Source organism: Leptospira licerasiae serovar Varillal str. VAR 010 (genome assembly GCF_000244755.1).
In the GTDB taxonomy this organism is placed as follows: domain Bacteria; phylum Spirochaetota; class Leptospiria; order Leptospirales; family Leptospiraceae; genus Leptospira_B; species Leptospira_B licerasiae.
On the sequence record NZ_AHOO02000005.1, the window covers coordinates 719,544 to 741,610 of the forward strand.

General features: G+C 40.4%; 22 protein-coding genes and 1 tRNA gene. 13 read left to right on the top strand and 10 right to left on the bottom strand.

The window, feature by feature from the left end; genetic code table 11:
- Positions 1-58 precede the first annotated feature (58 nt).
- The 9 genes from LEP1GSC185_RS03775 (at position 59) to LEP1GSC185_RS03815 (ending at position 8,206) form a co-directional block, all read left to right on the top strand.
- Positions 59-1,009: an LIC_13346 family putative lipoprotein gene (locus LEP1GSC185_RS03775; RefSeq protein ID WP_008594765.1), complete on the top strand. Its 951-nt coding sequence runs from the start codon at positions 59-61 to the stop codon at positions 1,007-1,009.
- Positions 996-2,558 carry a glutamate--tRNA ligase gene (gltX, locus tag LEP1GSC185_RS03780; RefSeq protein WP_008593767.1) on the top strand — a complete coding sequence of 521 codons (1,563 nt, stop codon included), beginning with the start codon at positions 996-998 and terminating at the stop codon, positions 2,556-2,558. The genes LEP1GSC185_RS03775 and gltX overlap by 14 nt, the downstream gene beginning before the upstream one ends.
- Positions 2,559-2,636: 78 nt before the next feature.
- A complete protein-coding gene (locus LEP1GSC185_RS03785) occupies positions 2,637-3,218 on the top strand; it encodes an ATP-binding protein (protein ID WP_024863895.1) in 582 nt (193 codons plus the stop codon).
- Positions 3,219-3,220: 2 nt separating this feature from the next.
- Complete coding sequence (locus tag LEP1GSC185_RS03790; RefSeq protein ID WP_008594021.1) at positions 3,221-4,060, top strand: DUF455 family protein; 840 nt, start codon at positions 3,221-3,223, stop codon at positions 4,058-4,060.
- A gap of 56 nt (positions 4,061-4,116) precedes the next feature.
- Positions 4,117-5,259, top strand: coding sequence for an LIC13341 family surface-exposed protein (locus LEP1GSC185_RS03795; protein ID WP_008594170.1), 1,143 nt, complete (start codon positions 4,117-4,119; stop codon positions 5,257-5,259).
- Between the two features lie 15 nt (positions 5,260-5,274).
- A complete protein-coding gene (locus LEP1GSC185_RS03800) occupies positions 5,275-5,937 on the top strand; it encodes an FFLEELY motif protein (RefSeq protein ID WP_008595691.1) in 663 nt (220 codons plus the stop codon).
- Entirely contained in the window at positions 5,934-6,662 is a 729-nt protein-coding gene (locus tag LEP1GSC185_RS03805; protein ID WP_008594955.1) for a flagellar motor protein MotB, read from the top strand. The genes LEP1GSC185_RS03800 and LEP1GSC185_RS03805 overlap by 4 nt, the downstream gene beginning before the upstream one ends.
- Positions 6,663-6,665: 3 nt before the next feature.
- Positions 6,666-7,127, top strand: a complete 462-nt coding sequence (locus tag LEP1GSC185_RS03810; RefSeq protein ID WP_008594813.1) for an LA_2478/LA_2722/LA_4182 family protein — start codon at positions 6,666-6,668, stop codon at positions 7,125-7,127.
- Positions 7,128-7,210: 83 nt separating this feature from the next.
- Positions 7,211-8,206, top strand: coding sequence for a M14 family zinc carboxypeptidase (locus tag LEP1GSC185_RS03815; RefSeq protein WP_008594808.1), 996 nt, complete (start codon positions 7,211-7,213; stop codon positions 8,204-8,206).
- Positions 8,207-8,228: 22 nt separating this feature from the next.
- On the opposite strand, the gene LEP1GSC185_RS03820 is transcribed toward LEP1GSC185_RS03815, so the two are convergent.
- The gene (locus LEP1GSC185_RS03820) at positions 8,229-9,050 is read right to left on the bottom strand and encodes an RNA polymerase sigma factor (protein WP_008593680.1); all 822 of its coding nucleotides are present in this window, start codon (positions 9,048-9,050) and stop codon (positions 8,229-8,231) included.
- 1 nt (position 9,051) lies between these two features.
- Complete coding sequence (locus tag LEP1GSC185_RS03825; RefSeq protein ID WP_008594483.1) at positions 9,052-9,534, bottom strand: nuclear transport factor 2 family protein; 483 nt, start codon at positions 9,532-9,534, stop codon at positions 9,052-9,054.
- A gap of 344 nt (positions 9,535-9,878) precedes the next feature.
- Here LEP1GSC185_RS03825 and LEP1GSC185_RS03830 point away from each other — a divergent pair, with 344 nt between their 5' ends.
- On the top strand, positions 9,879-11,477 hold the full coding sequence (locus LEP1GSC185_RS03830) for a 7TM diverse intracellular signaling domain-containing protein (RefSeq protein ID WP_008595612.1): 1,599 nt from the start codon (positions 9,879-9,881) through the stop codon (positions 11,475-11,477).
- On the opposite strand, the gene LEP1GSC185_RS03835 is transcribed toward LEP1GSC185_RS03830, so the two are convergent.
- The 5 genes from LEP1GSC185_RS03835 to LEP1GSC185_RS03855 all read right to left on the bottom strand — a co-directional run bounded on the left by LEP1GSC185_RS03835 (position 11,472) and on the right by LEP1GSC185_RS03855 (position 15,214).
- Positions 11,472-12,653, bottom strand: coding sequence for a pyridoxal phosphate-dependent aminotransferase (locus LEP1GSC185_RS03835; RefSeq protein ID WP_008595887.1), 1,182 nt, complete (start codon positions 12,651-12,653; stop codon positions 11,472-11,474). The two genes, LEP1GSC185_RS03830 and LEP1GSC185_RS03835, sit on opposite strands and share 6 nt — an antisense overlap.
- A gap of 9 nt (positions 12,654-12,662) precedes the next feature.
- Entirely contained in the window at positions 12,663-12,893 is a 231-nt protein-coding gene (locus LEP1GSC185_RS03840; RefSeq protein WP_008593870.1) for a DUF2905 domain-containing protein, read from the bottom strand.
- A 25-nt stretch (positions 12,894-12,918) separates the two neighbouring features.
- A tRNA-Ser gene (locus tag LEP1GSC185_RS03845) sits at positions 12,919-13,008 on the bottom strand.
- An 81-nt stretch (positions 13,009-13,089) separates the two neighbouring features.
- Positions 13,090-14,643 carry an FAD-dependent oxidoreductase gene (locus tag LEP1GSC185_RS03850; protein ID WP_008595330.1) on the bottom strand — a complete coding sequence of 518 codons (1,554 nt, stop codon included), beginning with the start codon at positions 14,641-14,643 and terminating at the stop codon, positions 13,090-13,092.
- Complete coding sequence (locus LEP1GSC185_RS03855; protein ID WP_008593951.1) at positions 14,633-15,214, bottom strand: hypothetical protein; 582 nt, start codon at positions 15,212-15,214, stop codon at positions 14,633-14,635. The genes LEP1GSC185_RS03850 and LEP1GSC185_RS03855 overlap by 11 nt, the downstream gene beginning before the upstream one ends.
- Positions 15,215-15,316: 102 nt before the next feature.
- On the opposite strand from LEP1GSC185_RS03855, the gene LEP1GSC185_RS03860 reads away from it, so the two are divergent.
- From LEP1GSC185_RS03860 to LEP1GSC185_RS03870, 3 genes are all read left to right on the top strand, one after another.
- Entirely contained in the window at positions 15,317-15,550 is a 234-nt protein-coding gene (locus tag LEP1GSC185_RS03860; protein WP_008594068.1) for a ferredoxin, read from the top strand.
- 338 nt (positions 15,551-15,888) lie between these two features.
- Positions 15,889-17,802, top strand: a complete 1,914-nt coding sequence (locus LEP1GSC185_RS03865; RefSeq protein WP_008594853.1) for a PAS domain S-box protein — start codon at positions 15,889-15,891, stop codon at positions 17,800-17,802.
- Positions 17,786-18,196, top strand: coding sequence for a response regulator (locus LEP1GSC185_RS03870; protein WP_008594495.1), 411 nt, complete (start codon positions 17,786-17,788; stop codon positions 18,194-18,196). The genes LEP1GSC185_RS03865 and LEP1GSC185_RS03870 overlap by 17 nt, the downstream gene beginning before the upstream one ends.
- 1 nt (position 18,197) lies before the next feature.
- Here LEP1GSC185_RS03870 and LEP1GSC185_RS03875 read toward each other — a convergent pair whose 3' ends face one another.
- From LEP1GSC185_RS03875 to moaCB, 3 genes are all read right to left on the bottom strand, one after another.
- On the bottom strand, positions 18,198-19,664 hold the full coding sequence (locus LEP1GSC185_RS03875; protein WP_008594995.1) for an NADP-dependent isocitrate dehydrogenase: 1,467 nt from the start codon (positions 19,662-19,664) through the stop codon (positions 18,198-18,200).
- A 152-nt stretch (positions 19,665-19,816) separates the two neighbouring features.
- On the bottom strand, positions 19,817-21,013 hold the full coding sequence (locus tag LEP1GSC185_RS03880) for a molybdopterin molybdotransferase MoeA (protein ID WP_008595836.1): 1,197 nt from the start codon (positions 21,011-21,013) through the stop codon (positions 19,817-19,819).
- On the bottom strand, positions 21,010-21,924 hold the full coding sequence (gene moaCB, locus LEP1GSC185_RS03885; RefSeq protein WP_008596145.1) for a bifunctional molybdenum cofactor biosynthesis protein MoaC/MoaB: 915 nt from the start codon (positions 21,922-21,924) through the stop codon (positions 21,010-21,012). Before moaCB ends, LEP1GSC185_RS03880 begins: the two co-directional genes overlap by 4 nt.
- Between the last annotated feature and the right edge of the window lie 143 nt (positions 21,925-22,067).

The window sequence follows — 22,067 nt, forward strand, 5'->3', positions numbered from 1 at the left end:
AGATTCGGACAAAACCGGGAAGTTTTTCAAGAAATCCTCTTTTTCCGGCTGTATTTTTTTGGAACCGAAGTCTCGATCTTATTTAACAGCAACATTCTTATCGCTAGGTCTGACCTATTTCTTTTTTCTAATGTCCTGTTCTCTTCTGACGGAATGGACGGAAGAAAAACCTTTGGTCTCCGATCTTCCTAGCATTCGGATCTATTCTAATATTAGTTCGATCCCGGCTAGTTCTGAATCTTTCCGGAACCAACCTGGTCATTTAAGATATTTAGTATTACAGACTCTCCCTTCTAAAGAAAAAATTTGGACTGGAGAAGTGGATCTTTGGGAAACAAAAGAAGATTTTCATACTTCTCTTCCTAAAGGGATTGTTTTTCCGAAATTAAGTTTTAAGGCCTCCTTATTCTCCGGTTCCGCCAGATTGGAAGATGGAGAATATTCTTTTCCTAAACAAGTTTCCTTTCATCCACAAGGTGTTCTTTCTTGGAGTTGGGAAGGAGAAAGTCTCAAACCCGGGACACAAATTTCCTCTCCTAAACAACTCAATGTTTCCGATTGGGGGATCCTCTATAATTTTTCCCAATCAGGGATTGTATGGGTTGCTAAAGAATACAGAAACTTAGGTAAGAACGTAGAACTGAATTGGGAAAATGTGCGCAATAGCCGGACCAGTTTGAGTACTGATTATACTAGCCCGGGTGGTAGAAGTTTTCCTTACGCGGACTACGATTATAAGAACCAAATATTCCAGTACGTAAATTTGATAGAAGGTAGACTGCCGGTTTGGACCTTCAGAGGGGAAGGTGAATACCATTGGGCTTGGGGAATTCTTCCGGAGGATCTATTGTCCTCAAAGAACGTATCCCAATGGAAACAAAAGAGAAGGGAAGAATTCGTATCCATGCATTTTTATGATGCTGCGAATAATATTCCGTTTACTGCCTTGGCCGATTTGAAGAACTATCCAATCATCCTCTTAAAAGATTACGACAATGCCAGAAAATAAGGAAGTTAGGACCAGGTTTGCACCGTCACCAACCGGTTTCCTTCATGTAGGCGGAGCTAGAACCGCTTTATTCAATTACTTATACGCCAAAGCCCAAGGCGGAAAATTTTTATTAAGGGTAGAAGATACGGATCAAGCCAGATCCACCGAAGAATCTTTTAAAACCATCCTGGAATCCTTAAAATGGTTAGGGATAGAATGGGACGAAGGTCCTCATGTAGGAGGTCCTTACGGTCCTTATGTTCAATCCGAAAGGATCTCCATATATAAAGAATATACTGAAAAGTTGATCTCCGAAGGAAAAGCCTACCGCTGCTTTTGTACCCAAGAAGAATTAGAAGCAAAGAAAAAACAGGCAGAGGCAATGGGAGTGCCGTATGTTTACGACGGACTTCATGCAAACATGAGCGAAGCGGAAGTTCAGGAAAAACTGAAAGCAGGAATTCCTTATTCTGTTCGTTTCAAAACTCCTTCTAAAACTTTGATCTTCGACGATATCATCCAAGGAAAAGTGAAGTTCGAAACAAAACTGATCGGTGACTTCATCATCGTAAAATCAGACGGTTTTCCTTCTTATAATTATGCTGTGGTTGTAGACGACGGGCTCATGAAAATTTCTCATGTGATCCGTGGCGTAGGGCACCTTTCTAACACACCTCGCCAGATCCTGATCTATGAGGCATTGGGATTTCCGGTACCTGAGTTTGCCCATGCTTCTGAGATTGTGGGAATGGACGGTAAAAAATTGTCCAAACGTGCAGGAGCGACTTCTATATTAGCGTTTCGTGATTTAGGTTATTTGCCTGAGACATTCTTGAACTATATGGCATTACTCGGTTGGACGTCTCCCGACGGTCAGGAATATCTGCCAGGGGATATTCTTCCTAAAACATTCGATGTACATCGTTGTTCCAAATCTCCTTCTACTTTTGACGTATTCAAAAAACCGAAAGGTGGAGACGAAGAAGTTGCGACTAACTTCTCGAGCCTGGACCAGATCGCTGAAGCGATGAATCCTAAGTCCAAATTGAATTGGCTTTCTAATAAATACATTAGGGAACTTCCGATCCAAAAGGTCGCGGAAAGTCTGGCCCCATTCTTGGAAAACAGAACGGATATTCCGGTAGAATACAGAGATCCAAAGAACCAAGAATTACATTCTTTGGTGGATAGTGTTAGAGTGTATTTGGATAATTTACGCCAGGCACCTGACTATATCGCAGAATTTTTCGTATCCGACCTAAAAGTGGAAGATGGAGAAGCGAAAGAAATTCTTTCCCAAGAATTTTCTCCGAAAGTTGTCTCTACATTTTACGAATTATTAAAAAAGTCGGATCCCAAAACCGATGAAGATTATAAGGCTTTAATGACCCAAGCGGGAGAGCTGAGCGGACAAAAGGGAAAGGCCCTGTTTATGCCGATCCGAGTTTCCGCTACGGGAAAAGCTCACGGACTTGAGTTACCTATCCTATTCCCTCTCTTAGGGAAGGAAAAGCTACTCAAACGAATAGAGAAAATCGCGGTACAAGTAGGAATTTCTTTACCTTAGGATTTTTTCAGGGGTTTTTTGTTGCAAAACCCCCCTTTCGGTCTGTATTAATATACTAGAGGACTTCTCAGATAAGAAATGAGGGATACGGCCGATTCACTTTTGGTAAGGCATCATTCGGGTTCGTACGTTATGTTCTTACCTCCCGACTTAGCTAGTATTCGGGAGTTTAGAAGAGCGCTTCGTGAGTCCCTAGAAGAGAATACATTCATCTCCAAAGATATCCAGCAAATAGAGCTAGCTGCAGACGAGGCTCTCACCAACTCCATCTCCGCAAATTATAATTCTAGTTCCGAAGAAACGATCATCTGCAGATGGATCGTGAACAATTCTAAGTTCACTTTATGGATCGTGGACTATGGTTCCGGTCTGAAAAAAGAAAAGATAGAAGAGCAAGTAAGGGAAGCTAAACCTTCTTCTCTCCAAGAGTTCTTAAAAAAAGTAAAAACTTACCAAGAAGGAAAATGTGAGGTGCTTCCTAATAGAGGAAAACTTACCCAGCATAGGAACTTGGGAAAAGGTTTACTCATCATGCAATCATTAATGGACTCGGTGAAGATCATGTATCATTGTAAAGAAGGAAGAATTTCCTCCGACCCTACCGATTCAAGTATCCGCGGGTCCATTATCGAATTAGCATTCGATTCTAAAAAACACTGACCTTGACTTTAAACGAATACGCCCAATTTCTTTTAAGCTCTCCCAATTTAGAGGATAAATTATACTCTCCGGAAAAAATACCGGACGATATTCTGTGGCCTGATTTTATTCCTAAAGATAGGCCTGAAAGATCTTCTAAAATAATTTTCTCGGATAAAAAATCGAAAATGCCGAGAGTGGAACATTTGAATTCCGAAGAGAATCGGATACTTTCCCTACATCATTTTGCAAATCATGAACTTATGGCTGTGGAGATATTTGCCTGGGCTATATTAAAATTTCAGGATGCTCCTTCTTCCGTACGTAAAAGTTTGTACAAGACTATTCTGGAAGAACAAAAACATTTGAAACTTTATTTAGATTCTATAAGAGAATGGGGAATGGACCTAGGGGATCGTCCTCTCAATTATATCTTCTGGAAACAAACTCCGAACATGCAGACATTGCAGAAATTTTTTGCGATCATGGCTCTTTCTTTTGAAGGTGCGAATTTGGATTTTTCCATGATCTACCAAAAAGCGTTCGAAAAATTTGGGGACCAAAAGCGGGCCGATATCATGCAGATCGTTCATGATGATGAGATCAGGCATGTAAAAAGGGGAGTCAAGATTGTGTTCTCGGATGGAGTTTCGCAAGAAGCGCAATGGGAAAAGTATCTGGAGCTTTTGACCCATCCATTCACTCCCAGAAGAGCAAAGGGATTTTTATATTTTCCGGAGCTTAGAACTAAGGCCGGATTGTCAAAAGAGTTTGCAGAGGCTTTAGGAGCTTATTCGGACGAATACGATGGTACTACAAATGCTAGGATCGTAAAAAATGTATTCGGCATGGGGGCTAGTTAGGGTCTAGGAAATCGATAGACATCTGATTTTCGCGGAAAGAAGCTGTAGTTCAGAATATGTTTCGTTCCGTTTTTTTTTCCAGAGTATTGATCCTTTTTTCAGTATTCATTCTTCTCGTAGCTTGTAATTCAAAAACACCATCCGATTCCAAGATCATTTCTTTGACCATTCCCGAATCCGAAGAAAAAAGCCCGGACGTGGTTCTCAAAAAACTAGGCAACCTGGACGAGGACCCTGATCTGGAAGTTTTCTCTTTAGTTCGTAACGGTACCGAAGAGATTCTAGCGGTTTTCAAAAAACAAAACGGAGAATGGACACTCAAGTCCAAGATAGGATTTAATCTACTGAACATAGGTCCTTTCGCGTATGATCCGAAAGCTTCCACATGGAAAGCCGGAGAGGGTGAAAACGAGAAAGAATCCGGATATGTAGTTAAGAGAATTCTAATGGAAGAACTTCCGGGAGATTCTTTTAATTCTCTATTTTTAGAAGTTCTAAGCGAAGAACCTCCTTTAGGTCTTTTTTCCGTTCCGTATGTAATCCGCAAGGGTGAAAAAATTTTAGATGGGCTCGCTTCCCTAAAGGACCATCAGTTTTTAGCAAAATCAAAGCGGATAGATTTCTCTTATAATAAAGAAGAAAAAAATCTTACCATCTTTCCGAACAACCGCACTTACGCTCAGAATTTTAATTTCAACGGATGGGAGTTAGTTCCTGACGTTCCGAGTGTGGCCGCGCCAGGTTTACTGAGTTTAGAAGCTCCTACAGAATGGAAAAAGGGCGTTGTGTCCGAAGTAGTTATTTGGTTCAAGAACAGAGGATCATATGCAGGCACTACATACATTAGTCTTTCCTTTCCGCAAGGTGGGAAAGTAGAAATAGATTCAGGCAAGGAAGGGTTAAGGTATTATCCTCCTGGATCTTCCGTATATTCTTTCGAAAAAAAATATATAAACTCCAAGGTTCCTCTATTAGAGATCACGAAAGAAGGTTGGGCAAGAAATCATAAGTATGGAGTCCGTTTTAAATATACTCCGGAGACTGATGGTATTCCGAATTTATTGGTGCGTTCTAGTTCCAAGTCTTATAGAGATACGATCAATCTTCCGACTGATTTCAGTTCCGTAAAAACGGAAATAGACCAACAAGGTTTTAAAAGTTATCCTTTACCATTGGTATCGAGAGGAAAGTCCAAATAATATTCGGATAATATCGTGAGTAGTTTCGAAGAACATAAACTTAAACATGCCAAGATAGAGATCGTTCGAGCTCAGGTAGAAAGATTTCGCAAATTTTACGCGGACTATTTTCATCTGGAAGAAACGATCTCTATGGTGGAATATTTTTTCGAAACCATTTACAACTTAGATGGCAAGGAAGCTTGGATGCATCTCGCCTTGGACACATACCAAAAAGTAAAAGGTATGATGAAGGAAACCACCAGGGCAAATCTAGAAACTCTAATAGAACTAAACAATCTCACGGATCATTTGGATTCGGAGATGGCGCAGTTACTCATCCAGAGAGACTGGGACGGCAAAAAACTTTCTAGAGAAGAATACGACGATCTATACAGAGCATACGGCCATAAAGAAGAAAGAGAAAAGCAGTTAGAGATCGTTCTTCATAATCTTAGGACATTTTACGAGTTAGCACATAAACCTATCTCTGCATATTTGATTAGGCCGGCTCGATTTATGGCCTCATTATTAGGAGTCTCTATTTTATTCGATTCAGTCGAGAAGGCATACAACGCGGTTTTACCCGTATCTCCTGAAATTTTTGTTTCTTTTATCGAACAGGTAGAGAGAAGAGAGACGGAATATCTAGAGTCCGCTTTCTTAAATGGAAAGCAGCCTAAGGAGCCGTCCGCTTGAACGGAAGATCACGTTTTTCAAGATACAGAAAGCCTATCGAAGCCGGAGATGAGAACCGGGACAGATGGCTTTTAACGTATGCGGATATGATCACCCTTCTTCTAGGGCTTTTTATTATTTTATATTCCATTTCCCAAGTAGACCAAAACAAACTGAAACAAGTTGCCGACTTGGTAAGAGGCGGGTTCGGTTTAGGAGAATCTTTTTTCGAAGGTTCCAATATCACATTAGAAGAAGATCCTTTATTACAGCCTAGAACGCAAATGTTTCGATTCTGGGAGAGAATCTCTTACGCATTAAAGAAGCTGAAAGAGAGAACGAAATTATTCATAGGCATTAACGAAACAGAAGAGATCCGTATCCAAGTATTCGCTCCATCTTTGGGCGAGGGCGAATTCCATCCGGACGAGGATACGGACTTTACTTTCAAAAAAGTGGCCGAGGTTGCGCAGGGAATGGATGTGGACATCACATTACGGGTCCAAGTTCCTTATGCAGAACAAGCGGGCCAAGGTTTCAGGAATATTTGGGAGTATAATGCTCATCGCGCTGGTTTGATCGCGGAAACATTGGCGGAAAAATACGGGATCTCCAGAGAAAGACTTTCAGTCCAAGCATATCACGGATTTCGAAAATTAGGACCGGAAGAAGGTCCCAGCCCGGAAGTTAAGGCTTCTCAAGAAAGAATAGAAATCATTATTCGTAAACGAGGTAAGGAAGAATAAGGAATGGTCTCTAAAATAAACAAAACTGCAATTCCTTTCGGATTCGTCCTCATATTGATAGGAGTATCTCTTTCATTCGGTTGTTCCAAAAAGAAAAAGACCCCGGCCGCGGTGGAATCTCTTTGGAAAACGGATCAGAATGGAGTGGAGAATACTAGCGGGTTTGCATGGGTTTCCAAGTATTGCGAGAAGGTTAGACAATGCGCCGACAGCGATATGAAAACTTTGGACTCTGACTCGGAAGCAATTTTGGAAAAAAGATTAAGAAAGGATTTTTGTTTAGAAAAATTTAAAGAATCCAAAGTATATACCTTAGCTACGCAAGAACCTAAATTGGTGATTGATAGGACCATTTCCTGTTTAAAAGCGGCAACGGAAGCTGATTGTTCTTCGATTAAAAAGGGAGTTTCAGGACTTTCTGAAGATTGTAAGTGGTTACAAGCTGTTCAAAATTCTAAAGAATAAAAATATAAAGGTCTCAAAAAGACCCGGGTTACAAAACCCATCCGTGGACAAAAGATACGATCTGAATTTTTCGGAGGCGAACCTTGCTCAGAGGTATCAAAAGACTGAATCGATACGAGAAACGATTGCTCAGGATCGCAAAACTTGGCGGCAAACTCGTAAAAATCAACCAAGCAGGTTTTTCCAGAAGGACTGACGAAGGTTTCCGTTTTCCGATCTATAGTTTGGAAATAGGGACCAAAGAAGGTTTGGAAAAACATCCCGTGGGGATCACTGCGGGCGTTCACGGATTGGAAACCATAGGGATCCAGATCCTAATCGACTTTTTGGAATATATAATTAGCCCAAAATCCACTGGATTTCTTCCTGAATTAAAAAAAGGTAAATTAGGATTAATTGTTATTCCAATTGTGAATCCTGGCGGAGTCGCTGCGAAGACCCGATCGAATCCCGGTGGTGTGGATCTAATGAGAAATTCCGGTATAGATGCGGAAAAACCTCTTCCCTTTTTCGGGGGCCAAAAGTTCTCAAATAAACTTCCTTATTTCAGAGGGCATGGGTTGGAGCCTGAATCTAGGACACTATCGCGAACCGTATTCGAAAAATTCTTTCATGTCCAGGATTCTATTCTACCTATTCTGGATCTGCACTCCGGCTTTGGAACTGTGGATAATGTTTGGTGGCCTTACGCTTATACTCATAGGCCTTGTACCGATACAGCTTTGTACGAAAAAATTGCTTCTCACTTTAAAGATCATTGTGGGCATATTAATTTTGCTTACGGTCCGCAGAGCGCGAGTTATACGACTCATGGAGATCTTTGGGATAAATTTTACGATCATTACCAAGAATTGTATTCCGAACAAGAGAGCTGGAGTTCCAAATTTCTTCCTTTAACATTGGAAGTGGGGACTTGGTCCGATATTAAAGAGGAACCTATGAAGTTATTCTCTAAAAAAGGGATATTTAGACCGGCCGAACATAATAAGAGCGAAGTTTTGACTAGATACAGAGGGTTCTTACGAGACTTTGTTCGCTTAGGCCTGACAAAACCGAAGGATTGGACGGAAGCTGAATAGATCTACGGATGTTTTACGGAAATTAAGAAGAAGGTCCCAGTTTTTCTAAAATTTCCTTGGGAGTTTCGTAAATCCCTTGGCTTTTATAGATCCAAGCAAGTCGATCTAATTCTTTTAGATGTTCTAATACTTTAGAATCTTCTAAATTAGGATTTTTCTTTTTTAATTTTTTTAGTTCGGTAAAAAAGGAAATATTATCCCGATTTCGATTCAGAAGATGTCCGGACAATCCTATGCAAGGACATGCCTTGTTATTATCGATCCACATTCCGCATTCTTTGGATAAAAACTCCGATAGCTTCTTTTTGGAACGGGAAAGTTTCTGGCGGAAGTTTTCCGAACTGATACTCAAAATTTCGGCTCCTTCTTCGCTACTCATACCGTAAACAGAAGATAAAACAAATACTATTCTGTCCGCGGAATTCAATTTTAATAAAACTGCATGTACACATCCGAATCGGATTTCTTCCTCCAAGATCTTATCTTCTACCTGGTCTTCTAATGAGATCGAGTTCGGTTTAGATAAATATTCTTGGCGTATTCTACTTAAGTACACGATGTTCTTGGGCCTTTTGACTGTAAGAAGATGATTGCTAGCGATAGAATATACCCAAGTAGTGAATTTGCTTTCGAATCTAAATCCTGAAAGTTTATTCGAAATTTTGAGCAGGATCTCTTGGGTTGCGTCCTCTGCTTCTTGAGGATCCCATAACATTCTTAAGGAAAGATTAAAGATATAGTCTTGGATCTTTTCCAAAAGTATTTCCATCGCCCTAGGTCTTCCTTCTAGGGCGATTCGGATCGTATCCGTAAACTCGTCTTGTATTGTTACGGATTTTTCCATTCTAAGCCGCGATCCCTTTTTTTCTAAGATAATGTTCCAAGTTTCTTGCGGCTTCCGATCTGACCTTTCCTTGGACTAAAGGTGACCATCCCAAAAGAATTCCAGGAACGCCTAAAGCCATTCTGGTCCATTTCCAGAGAGGAAATCTATCCTTTTGTTTAATTACTTTTCCGTTTTTAAATTGGAATTCGGATCTAATATGATTCTGGACTTTTCTTCCGGTTTTTGAAAACAGATATGTGGCCACCCAATATGCAGTTCCTTTCTCAGTATCAGCATTAGCTTCTACCAATTCAATCGTTGCATTCGGATCCATTCTTTCTAAAAGCATGGACCACATTCCTGGAACTGCCCCACCTTTTAATTTTGGAAATACCGGGTCTGAAAATTCGACGTCTTGCGAATAGAAGTCTGAAATACTTGCAGAATTCTTGGAATGAAAACTTTTATAAAAGTCTCTAATTTTGGCTTCGTTTGGATGCATGTGAATATCCTTCTTTGATTTCGCATACTAGGATCGAATTTTCAAATTTAGTGTGACTGGATTTCGGAAGAATTTTTAGAAAAAGATAAAAAAAAGCCCGCTATAAAGCGGGCTTGAAAATCATTCGGACAAGCGGATTAAACTCGTCCGAGGCAAGGCGAATAGAAAACGCCGTAATGGCGTTGGTGTAAACTCCAGTTAACGTATATGAATTAAGTAATAATTCATACTGGAGAGTAACATTACGATAATATACTAAATAGGATCGAAAATCGTTCGGAATTATATACATGAACGTTTTTTGTTTGCACCTAATGGAATTACGAAAAATTGTTTTTTAACGCATGATCCGAATTTCGATCTTTTTTCTCGTTCTTATTTCGAGTTTCGGTTCCATCTTTGCGAAAGAACTTCCGTTCATTCTAGAAACAAACGAACATAATAAAAACATTACTCCTGAACTTTATCTTTGGGAAAAAACCTATACCGAAACTATTCCGCCTCCTCCCAATCAAATCGACGGTTGGAAAAAAATTGGAGCAAGCTCCTTAAATTTCAATTTTTCTAAAAGAGCATATTGGTTAAAATTCCGAATTCAATTTCGGAAAGAAATTCGTGAAAATCTTTACTTTGTGATTCGATGGAAGGCTCACGATTTAGCGGAATTATATACCTCAAATGGGGTAATCCCGATTCAGAGAGTTGGGGATACATTATCAAAAAGTAATTGGCCTGTGAAAAATGTTCTCTATCCGACCTTACTCTTACAAGGAGAACCTGGAGAAGAAAAAGAATTTATAGTTCGCATCAAATCTGAATCCATTATGTCGTTTCCCATCGATATTATGGACGAAGCCGGTGTCCGAGCGAACCTTGCTATCGAAACAGGTATATTTTCGCTTTCCGCATGTTTATACGGAATGCTCATATTGGTTGCGTTATTATATTATAGGGCGACAGAATATAAAGAATTTCTACTATATATCTGCTACGCTTTTTGTATGGGAGCTTCTTACGACGTAAATTACGGAAATGCGATAGAGCTTTTTTGGGAAAATTCCCCCCTTTGGGCGGAAAAGATGAATTACTTCTTCTTTAATTTAGGCGGTATTTTCGGATTTCAATTCATTCGAAAGTTTTTGGAAACGGATACGTTCCTGCCTTGGGTGGATCGGATCTTATTCTTTTTTTCCGTTATTTTAGGTCTGACACTTCCGCTCATTTTTACGATGGATAGTATCGCATATCTAACGGTGACCAATGAGATAATATATTCCACTTCTATTCCTATGATATTGATCTCGGGTATTTATTTAAGGGGGAGGGGAAACAGAAAATTAAATCTGTTTTTGGTCTCTTGGGGATTGTATCTTACTCTAGGATATATTAGCATTTTTTACTATATGGGAATCTTGGAATATGGGTTCTTTACTGTATATTCGGTGCCTCTTTTCTTTCCAGCGGACCTTCTAATTCTTCTGTACAATATCATCCAAAAATATTCTCAAAATATAGAAGAGAAGAACAGCCTTCTTGAAACATTGAGAGGTTTTATAAATAAGCCCAGATACGCTCGTTCCAAGATTTCCGGTTTGGACGTAGATGAGTCTTTGAACGCTCTGGAACATCTAATGAGTACCGAAAAATTATTCGCAGAGGAAGAGGTTACCATTCAGATGGTTGCTTCTAAGATAGGCTTGAGCACACATCAATTGTCTGAACTTCTGAATTCCAGACTCGGCATGGGATTTGCCGCTTACTTGAATTCCAAAAGGATAGAAGAAGCTAAACTCCTTTTAAAAAACGATACAGAGGACAATATCCTAAATATCGCATTTGCTGTAGGTTTCGGTTCTAAAACTTCTTTTAACGTGGAATTTAAGAAGGCGACCGGTCTCACTCCTAAACAGTATAAAAGTTTCGTACAAAAAGTGATTTTATAGAAGCGTCGAGATTTTTTCGAGTCCTGCTTGAAACGATTCAGTTTCAGAGATTAAGCTGATCACTATACCTCCGGAATTTTCTTCGAATCCGAACATAGAACCCGGATGAACCAATACTTTCTCTTTTTCTAATAATCTAAAGCAGAATTCTTCGTCGTGCAGGAAGGACTCGGACTGTAATACCGCATACCATCCTCCCTTAGGTGGGGAATAGACGATCTCAGGATGAGAAGAGTGAAAACTTTTTAGAGCTTGGAGATTTCTGCTTATTCTTCTGAGAACTTGGCTTTGGATCATATTTCTCCACTGTAACAATTCACGAAGAGCGAGTTGGATAGGAGTTCCGACAGAAAGATAGGTATCGGAAATGATCTCTAATCTTTCCTTACATTCTTGTTTCCAATTTGGAGGACCTCCAACATGGATCCAGGAGAGTTTCATTTGGGGAAGTGCAAGTATTTTAGATATCCCATTTACCACAAACATTGGAAAATCAATATGAAAGAAATCGATTTGGTTCGGATTTTCCGCGTGAAGATAATCTGAAAACACTTCATCCAAGACCAATGCTATCTTCTTCGTTCTAGAAATTACTTTTAATTTTTCGAATTCTTCCGAGGTAAGTAAGTTTCCCGTCGGGTTATTAGGAGAAACCAAAAATAGTATTTTAGTTTTGTTAGTGATCTTAGAATTTAAGTCTTCAAAATCTATTTTCCAGTCGTCTTCCCGATTCAGCTTGTAAGAATTAAATTCCACCGCATCCAATAGGGATAAAAATTCGAAGAGCGGATATCCTGGACAAGGTATGAGAACTTCTTCTCCAGGATTACATAATAACTTTATTAAATAAGAATATGCTTCAGAAGAAGAAGACGTTAAGAATAGATCTTCTTCTGAGACTATATGACCTTTTTCCTTGTAATAGTCTACGATGGACTTTCTGGCGTTTAGAGTCCCCTTTGGATTGGGATCGTATTCCAGACTTTCGGGTTTTTCGAAAGAATGTAATATTGCCTCTCTTGGGAAAACTAGTCCTACTTTTGTAGGATTGGAAATTGTTAAGTCGATCCAATCTTGCCCGGATCTTCTAAAGGAGTCCAAGAGCGAATATAGCTCGTTCTCTCCCGGAAGGAATTCGAATCGGTCGCTAAAGCGAGGAGTATTTTTCGAATTCATAAGTATTTCTTAATGTATAAATCTATTCCAAAGATACAGAAGAAGAGATAGTCCGATGCTGATCAGAATGGAAGTTGCAAAAGGAAAATAGAATTTGAAATTTTCTCTTTCGATCTTGAAGTCTCCCGGTAGATTTCCGAGAGAAGAGATAAACGGAAGTTTGGGGCCGAAAACGAAAATAACCCCAACAATGAGGAAGAATGCCCCGATCCAAAGAAAAGTTTTGCCTAGCGGTTCCATATGAGATCCACTTGGAAACAAGAACTGGCGGAGAGGGGGGGATTCGAACCCCCGGTAGGTGTTACCCTACGCTTGCTTTCCAAGCAAGTACCATAAACCGCTCGGACACCTCTCCGGTTCTTGGTTGCGATTACGATGTTTTTCCAAGGAGCGGTCCGGTCAAGGAGATTCGATCCAAAAGTTCCGAGCGGGAGGCTCAGGACTTTTTCTCAGAAATAAATTGGGCGGCTCTTTTGGAGAATGCCATGATCGTATAGCTTGGGTCCACGGAAACTGCCGTCGGGAATACGCTGGAATCGCTTACATATAAATTTGAAATCCCATGTACCTTATGTTTCCAATCTACAACGGATGTTTTAGGGTCTAGTCCCATTCTACATCCTCCTGCAGGATGAGGAGCGGCCATTGCCATTGAAGCAGGTGTTAACGGAAGTGAATCCACAACACCTACTTCTTCCGGTTTAGTTAATACGGTTCTTTTCAGATCCGGAAGAATAACCTTATATGCTCCTGCTTTAAAGTTCAGAATGACTTGTTTACGAATACAATCTTTGAGTATTTCTTTAGTGAGCGGTCCGAAGCTATATTGCACTTCTCTTTTTCCGGCGGACGTAACATCTATTCTTCCTAACTCGGTATCGGGATCGTCGATCCAGCCGATGGTCCCTCCGAGTCGAGGAAGTTCTTTCATGATCTCGAAATGTTCCTCTCCGAATCCCGGAACCAAAGCACCTATCGCTCCTGGTTGTAATTGGTTGGCCATGATTAGATAACCGCCTTCTCTGTAAGTTCCTCCCGCATAACGTGCCAATCTAAACTCTTCCACCCCATATGCGGATGGAATATTTCTCCATTGGATAATAGATTCTTTGTAGAGAGCGTGAACGAACGGAGAAGGATTGATCGCTAAAAATTCCCCTAACGCAGGTAACTTTTTCTTAAGTCCGTTTTTTAGAAGAAAGGTAGAACTTCCGAATCCTCCTGCTGCGACCACGACTGTGTCCGCTTTAAAACGTAACTTTACTTCGGATTCTTTTTGAGAAGGTCTGTCTATCACAACTGCTTCTAAGCCGACAACCTTGTCTCCTTCAAGTTCCAATTTTAATGCTTTAGTATCCGCGTAAAGATCCGCTCCTAAAGCCATTGCCATCGGTATATGGGTAATCAATTGACTTTGTTTTGCTCCGAACATACAACCTTGCATACAATGTCCGGACTTTTGACAGTTCTTTCTAGCTTGAGGGACCGGATTTCCTTCCCATCCCAACTCTTTAGAAGCTTTGCGAACCAATTGGTTCATTCTGTTGTAATTTTCTTCTTTAGCTGGATGGACATTCAGTGTGTCGTCTAACTCTTTCCAGAAAGGCTCCAAATCTTCAGCTCCATGGCCAAGCACTCCGAATTTATCCTTCCAGAGTTCCAATCTGTCAGTAGGCGTTCTATAACTGTCCGCCCAGTAATGAACGGAAGCACCGCCTACATTCTTTCCGTAAACTATATTCACCGTTCCGTCGGCAGTGGTGGCCATATTTCTCTCAGCGGAAACTTTTCCTGCCATATTCAATTCATGATTATCAAAGGATCCTGTATGATAGTAACCTCCTTCTTCGATCAGAATTACCTTCTTTCCTGCCTTAGCTAGTTCGTAAGCTACGGTTGCACCGCCGCAACCGGTTCCTATCACTAAAACCTCTGTGCGGATCTCTTTGGATTCTCCCAAATTTTTCCATTCGTAAATTTTACCCGACATCGGAACCTCCTACTAGTTTGCGATAATAGATCCTGGACTCGCTCAACTTTTCGGGAGGATTTAAAAATGGTCCGTCATACGAAATCGCTTTAAAAGTGGATTCATGTCCGTAATACATTAGAAAAATAGGCATTCTTAAATTTGCCCATACCGCTCTTACCGTGTCCGAGTCTGAATGGTTCAATTCAGATAAGAACTGTCTTCTGGATTCTAAAGAAAGCTTGGAGAATCTGGAAAACTTCCAGTGAAAGAAAGGAAGATATTCCAAAACCATGATTAAGGTTTTAAAGTCGTCGGATAAGAATGGATCTACGAAATAAAATTCTTCATCTAATCTTTCCAATACCTTAGCTTCTTTATATGTTGGAGCTCCAACAGCTTCGGGTAAGATAGCTTCCGATAATGCGGCTAGGGTTTCTAATTCGGATTCGGAGAAGAATAGTACCTTAGGTAATTGTCTGGAAGATCTGTTTAAGATACAAACCGATCCCCCTAGTACTAGAGCGCCCGAACCGGCGAATCCCAATCTCAGGAATGTTTTGCGGGAAAAACGCTGGGCTGAATTTGCCATTGCAGTGTTTTCCTTTGATTCTCGGACTTGTCAATCCTATCTACCCGTTTCTATTCAGAAAACCAACTTGACGTTCCAAACGTTCGATAATCCTTAGTATTCATGGCAGATAAGAATGATAAAGTTCCGGAAAATGTTCCGGGAAAATTCTATATTGATAACAGCTGTGTCCCTTGTAATGACTGCTTGGAAGAGGCCCCTCAACTTTTGAAATATACCGACGATGAGTCTAAGGTTTATTTCCATAAACAGCCTGTTAGTCCGGAAGAAGCGATTGCTGCTCGCAAAGCTATGGAAATCTGTCCTGTTGAAGCGATCGGAGATGACGGAGAGTAAGTAGATCGACTTGAAGTTTTTCGGTCTTATTAGGATCGGAAAACTTCCACCCAGAAAAAGAATTATGTTTTTTTAATTTACTTTTCTTCTTTTTTAATTCTTAAAAAGATAAAACCCACGCGAAAAATGGTTCCTTCTTCGGAACCGAATCCTTAAAAGCAGATCACTTGTCCTAAAACGAAAGGTTTAGCTCCGAGTGAAATTTGAAATCTTAGATCCGTTTATTTTGCGGAAATAAATCCCTTACATTTTAGGATTTTGGGCCTTTTTTATTTGCAATGTACTCGTCTAAGTTGTCTTTATATGCATTAAGTTAATAGAGCAAGTTCTTGCATTTTATGGAAGGAAGACCGGGTGAGGAAAAAGTCAAATTGGATCAAAACCAAGATTTGTACCGGATCTTAATCGAAACAAGTCGAGAGCTGATCTGCTTACACGATCCGGAAGGGATCTATCTTTATGTAAATCCTATCATCGAAACTCTTACCGGTTTTAAACCGGAAGAAATGTTGGGTCGTAATCCTTACGATTTCATCCATCAAGACGACAGAGAACGAATTCTGAGGGATTCTCATAATCCTGCAAAAGAAGGAAAACCTACGGTAGCCACTCAGTACCGTTTTTTAAAGAAGAACGGAGACTATGTTTGGTTCCAAACCTTAACTCAACCAATTAGGAACGAAGACGGTAAGGTTACCTACTTAAACACAACTTCTAGAGATGTTACCGATCAAGTAAGACTAACGGAGAGTCTGCAACAGGAAAAAAAATTCTCCTCTATCATGGCTGAGCTTGCGAAAGTTGGAGCTTGGGAATCTAATCTTGAGACCGGAATTTTGTATTGGTCTTCCGAAATTTATAAGATCCTTGAAAGAGATCCTTCTCTGGGGATTGATAGAGATACTGTTTATCAAAAGTATTCTTATCCTGAAGATCTTGAAAAATTAAGAGAGAATAACTTACGAGTTTATCAAAAAGGTGAGACTTACTCTGTGGAACATAGAATGGTCACAGGGACAGGAAGAATAATCTGGGTCCGAACTCAAGGTAAACCTGCATATTCCGACGGAAGGATCGTGGGAGTATACGGCGCTATGCAGGATATCACTCTTTCCAAACTAGTGGAAGAGGAGATTCGTTTAAGTGAGAAAAAATTTTCGGAAGCGTTTCATAGCTCGGGTAATGGGATCATTCTTCTGGATAGGAATGGGCACTTTTTAGAACTCAATCAGTCCTTCGCTAAGATGTTAGGATATGAACCTGACGAACTTCTTTTTAAATCTTTCCAAGATGTAACTTATCCGGAAGATCTGAATGTAGGTGCAGAAGCATTTCGCAAAATAATCAACGGAGAAAGGGACAGCGCTCAATTTGCAAAGAGATATCTACATAAAAAAGGACATATAGTCTGGGTATTTATCACCGGAGTTGCAGTTCGAAAAGATTCGGGAGAACTGATGTTCATCGTTTCCCAGATCCAGGATATTTCCCGCAAAAGGATCTTAGAGAATATTCTGAGAGAAAAAAATGCAAGGCTTAGATCCGTCGGCAACCATTTAAAAGAAAGGATCTCTCAATTGGAGGAATTCAACCAGATCGTCTCCCATAACATGAGATCTCCTATCGGGAATATTTCTACGCTCGTCAAGTTTCTAGAGGAGGCTGAAACAGAGGCAGAAAGAATAGAATACATGGATTATCTTAAGACCACCTCTGACCAATTACTTACTACATTAAACGAAATCGTAGAAGTGATCAAAATAAGACAAAACCCTAAGGTTATCTCAGAAGAAATCCAGTTTGAGTCCGTATTTTCTAGAGTTAAGGCAATGTTTTTAGGCCAGATACTTGAATATGAGGCCGAGATTCTCGCAGATTTTTCAGAATCTCCTTCGATTATATATCCTCCGGTCTATCTGGAGAGTATATTCTTGAACCTACTTTCAAATTCTTTGAAATATAAAAGTGAATCCCCTCATCCGGTGATCCGATTTAGGACGTATTGGTCTCACGGAAATCATATTTTGGAAGTGCAAGATAACGGTTTAGGAATTGACTTAAATAAACATGGGGATCAAATTTTTAAATTACACAAAAGATTTCACCGAAACACGGAGGGAAGGGGTTTGGGGCTATTCATGACTAAAAACCAAATCGAATCCTTGGGTGGAGAAATCCATGTGGAAAGTTCTCCCGGACAGGGCACGAAATTTATTATTCATCTTTCTAAAGCAAATGAATTCGCTATCTAAAAAACAGAAACTTTTACTTGTAGATGACGATGCGATCTTTGTTGAGATCGCTAAAAGGACCATCGAAAAAACCGGCGCAGTCGAAAGCTTAAAAGTGTTCCCGGATGGAGAAGGTGCGATCAGCTTTTTGAAAGAGCACAAAAGTGAGCCGGATATCATTCCTGATTTTATATTTTTAGATATTAACATGCCTTTTATGGATGGCTGGCAATTTTTAGAAGAGTACGCGAACTTCGTCAATGCTCTCAGTAAAAAGCCGGAAATTTATATGGTTAGCTCTTCAGTTGACGATTCGGACTTAAGAAGAGCTAAAGAAATCCCATTAGTAAAGGATTATATAATCAAGCCTGTATCTTTGGATTCGTTTAAGAAGATCTTAACGAATGGCCATTAATTTATTCTCCACCACCTAAGGAGAAGGCTCTTTTTCCTTCAAATTTATATAAGTTGTCGGTTTGGATACTGTCTAATCCTGCTTCCGAAATTCTAAGTAATAATTTTGCGATCTGTTCGGGTTGGATCTTTATAAAGCCGTCTCCTGAGTCTGTATCAGGAGTTTCCGGATTTACGAATCTACATCTCCAATGATCTGTTAAAAAAGTTTCAGGAGCTCCGTTCGGATAGACTTTGACTCCTCTATTAGTGATCATTCTGAGTTTCAGATCTCCGGATATCGTGCTCAGTTTTTTAGCTAGCTCTTCCGAAGTTCCTGGCACCCAATCTAAAAATACATCCACTCCGACTAATTCTTTTTGCAGAGCTTTTCTTTTGTATTCCGGAATATGGATCGCTTTCGCTTTTCCGAAAGAAATAGGTTTGAATTTTTCAGGAAGATGTCCTAGGTTTCCGATGACCGCTTCTCCGAATTCCTTTGTTCCGACTTTAATCCGACTTACACCGGCTTTGTAAATATCTCCTGTGTGAATTCCTTCCTCGATAGTGAGCAACCAAGCGTTTTGGATTTTGGCTGCGATATCAGGTTGTCCTAAGTGAACTAACATCATTACCGCTGCGTTGATCAGTCCGCTAGGGTTCGCGATATTTTTTCCTGCGATGTCTGGAGCAGAACCGTGGATCGCTTCAAACATAGAAACAACTTCTCCAATATTCGCAGATCCTGCCATACCGACCGAACCTGCCACCTGAGCGACTATGTCTGAAATAATATCTCCGTATAAGTTTAGTGTAACAACTACGTCGTACGCCTGAGGTCTTTCCGCCAAATGAGCGGCACCTATATCAATGATCTCACTTGCAGCTTCCAGATCGGGATATTCTTTTGCAATTTCTTTGAACACATCATGGAACAATCCGTCTGACTGTTTCATGATATTGTCTTTTACCATTGCTGTTACTTTTTTTCTGCCGTACGCTTTTGCGTATTCGAAAGCATAACGAATGATCTTTTCGGAGCCTGGTCTAGAAATTAATTTTAAACATTGAACAGTGTCCGAAGTTTGTTTGTGTTCTATCCCGGTATAAAGGTCTTCTTCATTTTCCCTTACGATAACTACGTCTAACTTAGGATGTTTTGTGTCCACATAAGGATAGAGAGATATACAAGGTCTAACGTTTGCGAAAAGCCCTAATGTAGTCCGAACGGTTACGTTCAAACTTTTATAACCGCCTCCTTGAGGAGTAGTGATCGGGGCTTTAAAAAATACTTTAGTATCGCGGAGAATATCCCAAGACGCAGGTTCTATTCCTGCACTATGCCCTTTTTTATAGACTTGTTCCCCAATATCTATAAAGACCGGTTCGATGCTCGCACCTGCCGCTTCCAAGATCCTGAGAGTGGCGTCCATGATCTCAGGACCGATCCCATCTCCCTTAGCAACAGCGATTTTTTTCTTCGAGCTCATATCGACCCCCAGCGAAATATTTTAATTTTTTCGAATATCCGCACCCGATGTAGGAGCTCCTACAACCGAGGACTGTGTTTGTAAGCCCGATGTAGGAACTCCTACAAACGTTTGTCTTATTTCAATCGATGAGGCGAATGGGTCAATCTGGATTAAGTCCAGGGATAGAATTCCAGCAAATCTCCTTCTTTCAGATTTTCCGTTTCCGAAAATTGGACTCCGAGCCCATCCGAAAAAATTCCGGCACGAATGTCTCCGCTTCCGTTAAACTTCTTTTCCGATAAAAAAGTTCGGCCTTTGGTCTCATAAGAAACCGGGAAGAACTCGGTCAGTTTGTTTTTCTTTTTTCTATCTCCCATAAAAGGCAAAGAGATCGGTTTCTCGGAAGAAAGTCCTAAAAATTTTCGTAAATATGTTTCCACGAAAATCCTAAAACAAACCTGCACGCTAAAAGGATTCCCAGGGAGACCGAAGACCGCTTGCTCATTCTTTTTGCCGAACCAGATCGGTTTTCCAGGTTTGATCTTTACCTTATGGAAAATTTCCGTCACTCCGGAAGCTTCCAGAATTTTAGGGACCAGGTCTAGATTCCCCATCGAAACTCCGCCAGAGAGAATTAAAAGATCCGAATCCAGACCTTCTTTCACTGCTTTTTCCAAAAGAATCGGATCATCGCCTACACGAGTAACGGATAATGGAACTATACCATATTTTTGTAATAAAGATCGGATAGAATATGAATTGGAATCCCTGATCTGCCAAGGTTTTGGAATTTCACCGGGGCCTACTATCTCGTTTCCTGTGGAGATCACTCTTACACGAGGAAGTTTAGAAGTTTGAACTGAATATTTTCCCAAAGAAGAAAGCAAAGAAAGAACCGATGCGCTGATCAAAACCCCTTCATTTAGGATTTCCTGATCTTGCTTTAGATCTTCTCCTTGGATTGCTATATTGGAGAAGGAGCCGGATTTTTCAGTATGAAAGCGGACCTGTTTTTTTTCATTAGAAATCCCTAAATCTTCGGAATCTTCAATTTTGATCACTAGATCGAATCCTTCTGGGACCGGTGCACCTGTCATGATGCGGATTGCTTCTTCTCCGCTTTCTAATCGGAAAGATTCTCCCGCATGTAGTTCTCTTGTATAAGAATAAATCCGATCTTCTGAAAAACCTTCCGACTTAAGAGCGAACCCATCCATGGTCGCTCGATGAAAAGGAGGATAATCCCGATCCGCATAGATCTTTTCTCTCAGCACTTTTCCAAGAGAGTTTTCCAAGTTCGTACTTTCGAAAGAAGATATGTTTGCAGAAGATTCTACAAGTTTTAACGCCTCTTGGACTGAGATCAATGTCCTTCTCCTCTCATCATTTTTTTAGCATGGAATACTGCAGGGAGAATCGCTTGTAAACTTTCGGTAGCGCCATTCGTACTTCCTGGAACGGATACGACTAAGGTCTTACCGATCCTCCCCGCGATGGATCTGGATAACATTGCAAATGGAGTTCTGTCCTGGCCGAAAGATCTCATTGCTTCCGCAATGCCTGGGATTTCCTGTTCTAAGATCTCTTTGATTGCTTCGGGAGTATTGTCTCTTGGGCCTAGTCCCGTTCCGCCTGTGGTGATGATCAGGTCCAGCCCTAGTTTAGACCATTCTAATATTCTATGTCTGATCTGTTCCGGTTCATCCGGTAGAATTTCGGATTTAACGGTTTCTACATCATGTTCTTTTAATAGGTTTAAGATAGCCTTTCCGGAGCTGTCCTCTCTTTTTCCTTGGAAAGTGGAATCGGAACAAACTAAGATCCCCGCTTTGGAACCAGCCGCAAATTTTGTGATCTGAGAATCAGTTTTTCCCCCCTTCTTTTCTAAAAGGCGGATAGAGGATATTTCCAGTTCTTTATCTATAGGTTTTAGTAAATCATAAATTACTAATGAAGCTACACTTACACCGGTCAAAGCTTCCATTTCTATACCGGTTTTTCCGATGGATTTGGCGGTGGTCAAGATTCGGACAGCGTTTTTGTCGGAAAGAACTTCGAATTCTATTTGGAAAGAATCAATAGAAACAGGATGACAATGAGGAATAAGCTCAGAAGTTTTTTTAGAACCGAGAAGTGCGGCTGCCTTTGCCACTCCGAAAAGATCCCCCTTCGGAAGAGTATTTTCTTTTATCCTAATTATTGTTTCCGGTTTGCAGAATACAAAACCTTCTGCTTGGGCAGTTCTAAGAGTTGTTTTCTTTCCGGTAATATCGTTCATGCTTCCTCTTAGCGGGAATCCGCAGGAATCAATATAATTATGCTTAGGAAAACTGCGAGTAAATTATAACAGTTTGTTTGAGTTCCAACATCGAGTTCTAAGACAAGATCCCGCATGTAGGAGTTCCTATATGCGTATAAAAG

Excerpts from the sequence above, each read along its gene's own strand:
- moaCB (WP_008596145.1), bottom strand. The coding sequence starts at position 21,924 with ATGAACGATATTACCGGAAAGAAAACAACTCTTAGAACTGCCCAAGCA.
- LEP1GSC185_RS03795 (WP_008594170.1), top strand. The coding sequence starts at position 4,117 with ATGTTTCGTTCCGTTTTTTTTTCCAGAGTATTGATCCTTTTTTCAGTA.
- LEP1GSC185_RS03810 (WP_008594813.1), top strand. The coding sequence starts at position 6,666 with ATGGTCTCTAAAATAAACAAAACTGCAATTCCTTTCGGATTCGTCCTC.
- LEP1GSC185_RS03855 (WP_008593951.1), bottom strand. The coding sequence starts at position 15,214 with ATGGCAAATTCAGCCCAGCGTTTTTCCCGCAAAACATTCCTGAGATTG.
- LEP1GSC185_RS03860 (WP_008594068.1), top strand. The coding sequence starts at position 15,317 with ATGGCAGATAAGAATGATAAAGTTCCGGAAAATGTTCCGGGAAAATTC.
- gltX (WP_008593767.1), top strand. The coding sequence starts at position 996 with ATGCCAGAAAATAAGGAAGTTAGGACCAGGTTTGCACCGTCACCAACC.
- LEP1GSC185_RS03870 (WP_008594495.1), top strand. The coding sequence starts at position 17,786 with ATGAATTCGCTATCTAAAAAACAGAAACTTTTACTTGTAGATGACGAT.
- LEP1GSC185_RS03850 (WP_008595330.1), bottom strand. The coding sequence starts at position 14,643 with ATGTCGGGTAAAATTTACGAATGGAAAAATTTGGGAGAATCCAAAGAG.
- LEP1GSC185_RS03875 (WP_008594995.1), bottom strand. The coding sequence starts at position 19,664 with ATGAGCTCGAAGAAAAAAATCGCTGTTGCTAAGGGAGATGGGATCGGT.
- LEP1GSC185_RS03840 (WP_008593870.1), bottom strand. The coding sequence starts at position 12,893 with ATGGAACCGCTAGGCAAAACTTTTCTTTGGATCGGGGCATTCTTCCTC.
- LEP1GSC185_RS03835 (WP_008595887.1), bottom strand. The coding sequence starts at position 12,653 with ATGAATTCGAAAAATACTCCTCGCTTTAGCGACCGATTCGAATTCCTT.
- LEP1GSC185_RS03865 (WP_008594853.1), top strand. The coding sequence starts at position 15,889 with ATGGAAGGAAGACCGGGTGAGGAAAAAGTCAAATTGGATCAAAACCAA.
- LEP1GSC185_RS03785 (WP_024863895.1), top strand. The coding sequence starts at position 2,637 with ATGAGGGATACGGCCGATTCACTTTTGGTAAGGCATCATTCGGGTTCG.
- LEP1GSC185_RS03820 (WP_008593680.1), bottom strand. The coding sequence starts at position 9,050 with ATGGAAAAATCCGTAACAATACAAGACGAGTTTACGGATACGATCCGA.
- LEP1GSC185_RS03825 (WP_008594483.1), bottom strand. The coding sequence starts at position 9,534 with ATGCATCCAAACGAAGCCAAAATTAGAGACTTTTATAAAAGTTTTCAT.
- LEP1GSC185_RS03830 (WP_008595612.1), top strand. The coding sequence starts at position 9,879 with ATGATCCGAATTTCGATCTTTTTTCTCGTTCTTATTTCGAGTTTCGGT.